Origin of the sequence: Methylobacterium sp. AMS5, assembly GCF_001542815.1 — a bacterium.
Taxonomy (GTDB): Bacteria; Pseudomonadota; Alphaproteobacteria; order Rhizobiales; family Beijerinckiaceae; genus Methylobacterium.
In genome coordinates, this window is record NZ_CP006993.1 from 110713 (window position 1) to 117697 (window position 6985).

The 6985-nt window shown below is 63.9% G+C and carries 11 protein-coding genes; all 11 read right to left on the reverse strand.

Features of this window, described 5'->3' with window-relative positions; all coding sequences use genetic code 11:
* Positions 1-9: 9 nt before the first annotated feature.
* Complete coding sequence (locus tag Y590_RS24930; protein WP_060772583.1) at positions 10-318, reverse strand: hypothetical protein; 309 nt, start codon at positions 316-318, stop codon at positions 10-12.
* On the reverse strand, positions 318-863 hold the full coding sequence (locus Y590_RS24935; protein ID WP_060772584.1) for a hypothetical protein: 546 nt from the start codon (positions 861-863) through the stop codon (positions 318-320). Before Y590_RS24935 ends, Y590_RS24930 begins: the two co-directional genes overlap by 1 nt.
* Positions 863-1489 (reverse strand): hypothetical protein, encoded by a 627-nt coding sequence (locus Y590_RS24940; protein ID WP_060772585.1) that lies wholly within the window; start codon positions 1487-1489, stop codon positions 863-865. The genes Y590_RS24935 and Y590_RS24940 overlap by 1 nt, the downstream gene beginning before the upstream one ends.
* Complete coding sequence (locus tag Y590_RS24945) at positions 1489-2688, reverse strand: AAA family ATPase (protein WP_060772586.1); 1200 nt, start codon at positions 2686-2688, stop codon at positions 1489-1491. Before Y590_RS24945 ends, Y590_RS24940 begins: the two co-directional genes overlap by 1 nt.
* Positions 2689-2845: 157 nt before the next feature.
* Positions 2846-3052: a hypothetical protein gene (locus Y590_RS24950; protein WP_060772587.1), complete on the reverse strand. Its 207-nt coding sequence runs from the start codon at positions 3050-3052 to the stop codon at positions 2846-2848.
* The gene (locus tag Y590_RS24955) at positions 3052-3300 is read right to left on the reverse strand and encodes a hypothetical protein (protein ID WP_060772588.1); all 249 of its coding nucleotides are present in this window, start codon (positions 3298-3300) and stop codon (positions 3052-3054) included. Before Y590_RS24955 ends, Y590_RS24950 begins: the two co-directional genes overlap by 1 nt.
* On the reverse strand, positions 3297-3497 hold the full coding sequence (locus Y590_RS24960; RefSeq protein WP_060772589.1) for a hypothetical protein: 201 nt from the start codon (positions 3495-3497) through the stop codon (positions 3297-3299). Before Y590_RS24960 ends, Y590_RS24955 begins: the two co-directional genes overlap by 4 nt.
* Positions 3494-4882: a cobaltochelatase CobT-related protein gene (locus Y590_RS24965; RefSeq protein WP_060772590.1), complete on the reverse strand. Its 1389-nt coding sequence runs from the start codon at positions 4880-4882 to the stop codon at positions 3494-3496. The genes Y590_RS24960 and Y590_RS24965 overlap by 4 nt, the downstream gene beginning before the upstream one ends.
* Positions 4882-5922 carry a sigma factor-like helix-turn-helix DNA-binding protein gene (locus Y590_RS24970; protein ID WP_083531001.1) on the reverse strand — a complete coding sequence of 347 codons (1041 nt, stop codon included), beginning with the start codon at positions 5920-5922 and terminating at the stop codon, positions 4882-4884. Before Y590_RS24970 ends, Y590_RS24965 begins: the two co-directional genes overlap by 1 nt.
* Before the next feature lie 55 nt (positions 5923-5977).
* Positions 5978-6223: a hypothetical protein gene (locus tag Y590_RS24975; RefSeq protein ID WP_060772592.1), complete on the reverse strand. Its 246-nt coding sequence runs from the start codon at positions 6221-6223 to the stop codon at positions 5978-5980.
* A gap of 135 nt (positions 6224-6358) precedes the next feature.
* A complete protein-coding gene (locus Y590_RS24980) occupies positions 6359-6805 on the reverse strand; it encodes an ABC transporter G family protein (protein ID WP_144440079.1) in 447 nt (148 codons plus the stop codon).
* Positions 6806-6985: the final 180 nt, after the last annotated feature.

Consider the following 6985-nt stretch of genomic DNA (forward strand, 5'->3'; position numbering starts at 1 on the left):
CGTAAGCCACTAATCCTCCAGGCTCATCCAGTTGACGACGGTCACGTTCTTGAACTCGCCGCTCTGCTCGATCAGGGCGACGGCGTTCATGATCTCGACCGCGGTGCGCAGCGTCGTGAGGCCGGACAGGATCTTCCAGCCCATGCGCAGGTCGCCGGCCTCGTCGACGTGGCTGAAGACGAGGTAGACCTTGGCGAGGGGCGGCTTGCGCTCCTCGGGCTTCTTCGCGTCCTTGGCCGCGGCGCGGGCAGCCGCGCGACGCTGGGCCCGGTTCGGGATCGGTCCCTCGGCCGGGGCTTCTTCGGTGCCAGTGGTCATCAGTTCCTCATGAGTGTCAGGCGGCCATTGCTGTTGGATGCTGCACCCAGGGCCTCAAGCGCCTGGAATGCCTGGGTCGCGTGGGCGGCCGCCGTGCCCTCGGACCAATTCAGCTTCTGCTGGAATGCCTTGATGAGGAGAGCGCGCTCGACGCCCTGGTCGAGCTTCATCATCAGGTGGCAGGCCACAGCGAGAAATCCGATCTTCGTGCCGGCGAAGGGGTTGCGCCCCTCGGCCAGCGCTTCCGTCACCTTGATCCCCATGCGCTCGATGCGCGCCAGGAGCTCGGCGACCTTCTTGGGCATCTCGGACGTCAGAGCGCCCGGAGCCGCGGTCGCGGCAGCGACGGGAGCGGGAGCAGGGGAGGGCGTGCGGGTCCGCTTGACCGGCGCCACGATCCCCAGCTCCGCGCGTCGGCGTGCCAGCTGCTCCGCACCGATCGCCTGACACCGGCCGGCGAACGGGCAGGTGCTGCACTCGGGCGAGCCCTCCTTGAACGAGAGCGCGAAGCCGTAGCAGCCAGGTGCGAGAGCAATGTCAGTCATTACTGATTGATTTCCGTTTGCAGCACAACGGAGACCTCCTTGATCTCCGCGTAGATCCGATTGCGGCCCGCCTGCCCGATCCCCATGAAATCGAGGATCAGGTTGCCGGTGATCGCCTTGGGCGCCGATGAGGCGATGCCCCGCTCGCGCGCCGTCTTGGCCCGGCATTGGATCGCCTGCAGCTCCTCGAACAGGAAGGCAGGCGGGTTGTTCAGCAGCTTGACGAAGGTCGCCGCCTCGATCGAGAGCTCCGATAGGGCGCGCTCGAAGGAGTGCTTCTCCTCCAGGAGCTCGTCCGGCCGGGCGCTGTCGTCCGAGACCAGCCACTCGTGCGCCTCGGAACCCTCCTCGCTGTCGCCGCCCGCATCGAGCGACATGGCGTAGGCCGAGTGCCCGATCTGGTCGTCGATCCAGCGGTTGACGTGGTTCATCAGACCGCGGGCGAGGTAGGCGCGCCAGGGCACGCCCAGGCTCGCGTCGAATTTCTGGCTGGCGATCGTCCAGGCGAGCGACATCTCGCCTACGACGTCCTCCAGGCCGACGCTGCGGGCGCCGGCCGCGTGAGCGCGCCGCAGGTAGCGGGGCGCCCACTTCTTCAGGGTGGGGTAGTCGTCCTCGAAGCGCATCAGCCGAAGATCCGCTGCGCGAACTCCTGCGCAGCCTTCTTGTCGATGCGGGTCATGCGGTTGATGAAGGCCAGCTGCATGCCGGCGCCGTAGTCGGAGCCCTTCATGATGCCGATCTTGCCGGCCGAGATCAGCTCGCGGGGCGAGATCGTGGTCGAGACCTTGCCGGCCTTGAACGCTTCGCGCCACTCGCCGGCGAACTTCACGATCTTGGCCGCGTCCTCCTTCTTGAGGCCCGCCTGGGACGCGACGATCGCCGTCTCGACCTTGGCTTCCATATACTCGACCTCGATCGTGATGCCGAAGCGCGAGTAGTTTGCGGCGTTCTGGATCTGCGTGCCCTGGTAGAGGCCCGTCTCGTCGCCCGAGCCGTTCGTGTTGCCGGTGCCGCAGATGCGGAAGTCCTTGTGGGGACGGATCACGCGATACTCGGGCGGCGCGTCCTTGACGACGAGCGGCTTACCTTCGAGCACCGGCTGGTAGACCGAGAGCACGGACGGCATGGCGAAGTCATACTCGTCGGCGCAGTAGACGTAGCCGTTGAGCATCGCGTCCATCAGCGGGCCGGGCTGCCAGATGGTCGCGCCGTTCTGCACGACGAACTGGCCGACGATGTGGCTCTCCTCGGTGTTCGCGGTGTGCTGGATGCGCAGGAACGGGCGGTTCGTGCGGGCGCAGACCTGCTCGAACAGCGACGTCTTGCCGGTGCCGTGAAAGCCCCAGGCGTAGACGTTGATCCGCATCTCGAAGCCCATGAGCACGTTCTTCACGAGCTCCAGGTCGAAGATGTAGTTCTTGTCCACGTCGGGCACGAGGAGCAGGCCGTCGCCGGTCGGCTGGCCCACGCTGACCTGGATCGGCTGGCCGCGCTTGTTCAGGACGGCCGGCGCGCTCGGGTCGATGCCGAAGACCTCGTGCATCGGCTTGCGCTCGTAGACCATCTCGGCGCTCTTGGCGGACGTGATCGGCACGACCTTCTGCGCCTCCTCGGCGCGCTTCTGCATGGCGATCATCTCGGCGTAGGGCGAGAGCGTCTTGGCGCCGGGGAACTCGGCTTTGTAGCGGTCGAGCGACCAGTCGGGGTGGTTGTTCGCCAGGTGCGTCTTGATGACGTGGACCATCGCGCCGTCGACCAGGCACTCGATCTTGTCGGCCTTGGTCGGGACAGCGGCTTGCTGAACTGCGGTGGCAGCGGACATGCGTGTGTGGCTCCGTCTGTGTGCTGTGTGGGCGTGTGTGCGTCGTTGCGCTGTGCGCTGTTTGTAGAGTCAGTTATCACTGACTAAGCGCGGGAAAGCAAGTCACCACTGACTGACCTTCTCGCGCATGCGATCGTTTCGGATCGGGTGTGTCACCCTAGTAGTCGTGCCCGTCGTGACAGAGCGGCGGGAACCAAACGAGGCCTGCGCGCGAAAACGCGAGCCCCATCAGCTCCATTTCCAAATGATACGCGACAATCTCGAAGTCGCGCCAAACACGATGAAATTCGTCTGGCTCGTCGGGGCCGGGGCCTCCCGGAATTGGATCGACGATCGGCACCTTCCGGTAGTCAAACGCCTTCATCACAGCGCTCCCAAAGTAAGACCAACGGCGATGCCGATCCCAAGCCAGGTGGCGCCGGTGAACACCTGGGTCGGCGAGCGCCAGTAAGCAGCCTCGGTGATGACGTTGGGCGTGTAGCGGTCGAGGATGCGCGCCATCCCGGCCCGCATCATCTTCTCGCCCTGGCGCGTCCGGTAGGGGTAGCGCCACTGGTCGTCGAGGAGCTCGGTGAGCACCTGAGCGACCTCGGGGTCCTTCGCGTGGATCATGAACGGATCTCCTCGATCTTGTAGCTGCCCTTGTCCGCGAGGGCGTAGGCGAAATCCTCGGCCCACGTCCGCGCACTGATCGGCCCGACGACGAAGCCGTTCGTCGTGACCTCGCGAGGCGTGTCACCGAACTCGCGCTCGATGGTGATGTCCTCGCGGGTCTCGGGATCGGCGTAGGTGATGCGGAAGCGCTTCATGCCGACAGAATCCTCTTGAGTTCGTTCATCACGAGGCCGGGCAGCTGCTCGACCTTGTTGAGGATGAAATGCTTCGGGTAGAAATGCTTCGGCGCGTCCGAGAGGATGCCGATGCCGATGATCTCGACGCCCATCTTGGTCCCCGTCTCGATGACGCGGTGAAGGTGGGCGATCTGCTGATACATATCGCCGTCGGCCGCGGGCTGACCGTCGGAGAACACCATCAGCACCTTGCGCTTCTCGGGCCGCTTGAGCAGACGGGCGAGCGCATATTCGAGGCTCTCCGAATCCGCGTTGGCGTTCATGAAGTGCTGATAGGGCGCGCCCGCGAACCGCGTCTTGATCTCCGGGCCCATCCGCTCGTCGAAGCCCTTGTAGATGGGCATGTAGATCGGAGAGATGCGGCTATACTTGACGCCGACCCGCTTCGCTTCCTCCTGCGCCTCCTTCATCACCTTGTTGTCGTATTTCGTGGTGAAGCCCAGGACCTCGTGCTTGATCTGGACGCGCTCCAGAGTCGAGGACAGGGCGTAGGCGCCCGTCATCGCGACCTTCATCTTCTGCCCGTGCATCGAGCCCGAGTTGTCGCAGAGCAGGCTGACAGCCGTGTCCTTCGACTTGTTCTCGTGCTTGCGACGGAACACGCGATCGTCGCCGGCCACGACGCGGTGCAGAGCCGACGAGTGCAGCTTGCCCGTCCGGAAGCCGGGGATGCGCATGACCTGGCTGCGCGAGGCCATCATGCGGTCGATGTCCTTCTGCATGACGCCGACCATGCCGCGGGTCTCGTCTTCGAGCTGGGTCAGGTAGCTGTCCTGCCAGCGCTTGTTCTTCCGCGCGTCCTCGCCCGTGTCGATCTTGAGCGGCTCGATCACGTCGAAGTCGCGGGAGTAGATGATGTAGTCCGCATCCTTGGCGCAGGCCTTGGCGTCCTCGGAGATCTTCTGGGCAAGCGCCTCGTCGAACTCCGGCAGGCTCATCTCGACTTCGCCGGTCTCGCCGGCATTGTCCGAGCCCTGGTCGGCCGGCTCGTCGCCCTCGCCGTCCTCGTCCTCGATCGGCTCGTCGTCCTCGCCCGGCTCGTCGGAGCGGTTGGGCTTCTCCGGCTCGTCGTCGCTCTCCTCGTCGTTCTTGCTGCCGGCGCTCGGGGCGTCGTCATCGCCCTCCTCGTCGCCGTCGTCGGAATCCTCGTCGTCCTCATCCTCGGGCGGCTTGGAGGAGCCGGAGCTGTCCTCGTCGTCCTCCTCGGAATCCTCGCCCTCGGTCTCCTCGTCGTCGAACCAGTCGTCGAGCTCGCCGCCGTCACCCTCGCCCTTCGAGTTCTCGGCGAAGGTCTTGTAGCTGTTCCAGAGATGCTGGTCCTGGACTTCGATCGCGATCGACATTAGGCGGCCTCCCCGAATCCAGTCTTGAGCTTCTGCATGGCGCGGTCGTAGATCTGCTCGACCTCATCGGCCGAGAGCTTCGCCTTGCGCGCGATGTCGTCCCAGGTCTTCTTGCGGTCGATGCGCGCGGTGAGCACGCGCCGCTCCAGCTTCGACAGCGGGTCCTTGTCGGAATCGCCCTTCTTGTCGAAGCGGCCATCCTCGTCGTCGTCACCGCTCGAACCCTTCTCGTCCGGGTCGTCGAGCTTCTCGGGCGGCGTGTCGTCCTCGGCCGGGCCCTCGCCCTCATCCTCGGGCGTGTTGCCCTTGCCGCCGTTGGGCTCGCCGGCCTCGTCGTCCGGCTCCTCCTCGGGCTCCGGTTCGGGCTCGGGCGGCTTAGGCGCGGGCGGCGCCTTCAAGAGCTCGGCGAGCTCGTGGGCGAGATCGTAGCAGTCCTTGCTCGACGCGAGCCCGGCGACCTTCGCCTCGATCGGCCGGATGCGGTCGATCTTGCCCTTGAGGGCAGGGTGGCTCCAGATGCCCTTGGCGTCGAGATAGTCCTTGAACACCGTCTGCCCGGACCAGGCGCGCGCGATCGGCACCATCATGATGCCGAACATGGTCGCCGCGTCGCCCTTGGCCTCGGCCATCTTGAACGCGGGCTCGGTGATCTCGGCGACGAAGAATTCGTGGAGCTTCTTGAGGTTCCAGCCGGAGCCCTTGAAGGTCTCTATCTGCTTCCGCTCGATGAAGGTGTCCTCGAAGATGTTCCAGTAGGAACGCATCTTCTCGCCCTCGTCCTGGGCCTTCTTGTTCCACTTGAAGTCGGTGTGGAGAATGTGCCCGACCTCGTGGTCGATGAAGCCTTGGATCGCGAGGATCAGGCCTTCGGTCGCGTTGTCGGGGATGTAGGGGATGTTCACGCGCTCGGGCTTGAGCGTCTTGGGGTTCGTCGCGACGTAGGCGCGCGAGCCGCGCTGCGTGACTTGCAGCCTCTTGCCCGCGAGGAGCTGAGTGACAGTCACTACAGCTTCTCGCAGGATCGCGATTTCTTGGTTCATCTTGTGCGTGCCTTCAGTCAGTGATGACTGACAATAGATAACAAAATAAAAGCGGTTACTGAACTGGAATGATGACGGAATCGCTGCTGGACGTGATGAGAATGATGACACGCCCGAGCGTCGGGTGGACGCCGGAATACTGCTCGATGCTTCCCATGATATTGAAGCGCTTGTCGGCCAGAACCATCGTCGCCTCCAGCGCCTCTTCCTGAGTGACGTGATGGATCTTCGGGTCGAAGGCCGGCATCGGGGCGCTGATCGCGGCAGGCGTGGGGACGAGACGAAGGGAGTTGTTCGACACGTTCGGTTCCTCGGGTGTGCGGGGTGTATTAGTCAGCAGTGACTGACCATTTCAAGGCAGAAAAAGGGCCGCATTCGGATGTGCGACCCTATGGCAACACCAGCTGGCGCGCGACCGCGCCGGCTGCCTTCGACTTCAGGAGTTCGCCGCCTTCTTGGGCTCGGCCATAAGCTCCTGGAGAAAGGCGGTCAGCCTCTTGCGCTGCTCGACGGACAACTTGACATCGGCGCTGCCGACGATCTCGCGCCAGGGATCGAGCACCGAGAGCTTCTCGTTCTCCGTGGTCATCCGATCGGTGAGCTTCTGGACCGTCTGGGTATCGAAGCCACCCGGCTGATCCAGCTGCAGGCGCAGCAGGAAGACCGGATCGACTTCTAGGGCCGCGGCGATGGCCGGCACCTTATCGAAGGGGACCTTCGTGTCTCCATACTTGAACATGGAGAAAATGTTCGGTCGTTCGTAGCCCGCCTGCGCAGCGATCTCACGCTGGGACTTGCGGTTGGCAAGTTCTTCGATCCGCTTGCGGAGGAACTCTGCCATCCGGGTGTTCTCGAACGGCTTTGTTGGGGCGTTGAGCGACACGTTATCTACTCCTAGACTGCTATGTAGATTGTTGATGTCATGCGTTGGCTCATCTCTCTACATTCTTGTTAGTTTCGTCTTCGTTGAGACAGTGAGCATATAGCAGTTAGTTCTCGGGTCTTCGTATGCGTGCGACGCGCTTCCAGATGATGCCAGAGAATGCTCGCGCCGAATGATAAG

Bases quoted from the DNA above. Each gene is read 5' to 3' on its own strand.
- Y590_RS24970 (WP_083531001.1), bottom strand. From the start codon at position 5,922: ATGAACCAAGAAATCGCGATCCTGCGAGAAGCTGTAGTGACTGTCACT.
- Y590_RS24930 (WP_060772583.1), bottom strand. From the start codon at position 318: ATGACCACTGGCACCGAAGAAGCCCCGGCCGAGGGACCGATCCCGAAC.
- Y590_RS24965 (WP_060772590.1), bottom strand. From the start codon at position 4,882: ATGTCGATCGCGATCGAAGTCCAGGACCAGCATCTCTGGAACAGCTAC.
- Y590_RS24960 (WP_060772589.1), bottom strand. From the start codon at position 3,497: ATGAAGCGCTTCCGCATCACCTACGCCGATCCCGAGACCCGCGAGGAC.
- Y590_RS24950 (WP_060772587.1), bottom strand. From the start codon at position 3,052: ATGAAGGCGTTTGACTACCGGAAGGTGCCGATCGTCGATCCAATTCCG.
- Y590_RS24955 (WP_060772588.1), bottom strand. From the start codon at position 3,300: ATGATCCACGCGAAGGACCCCGAGGTCGCTCAGGTGCTCACCGAGCTC.
- Y590_RS24935 (WP_060772584.1), bottom strand. From the start codon at position 863: ATGACTGACATTGCTCTCGCACCTGGCTGCTACGGCTTCGCGCTCTCG.
- Y590_RS24945 (WP_060772586.1), bottom strand. From the start codon at position 2,688: ATGTCCGCTGCCACCGCAGTTCAGCAAGCCGCTGTCCCGACCAAGGCC.
- Y590_RS24940 (WP_060772585.1), bottom strand. From the start codon at position 1,489: ATGCGCTTCGAGGACGACTACCCCACCCTGAAGAAGTGGGCGCCCCGC.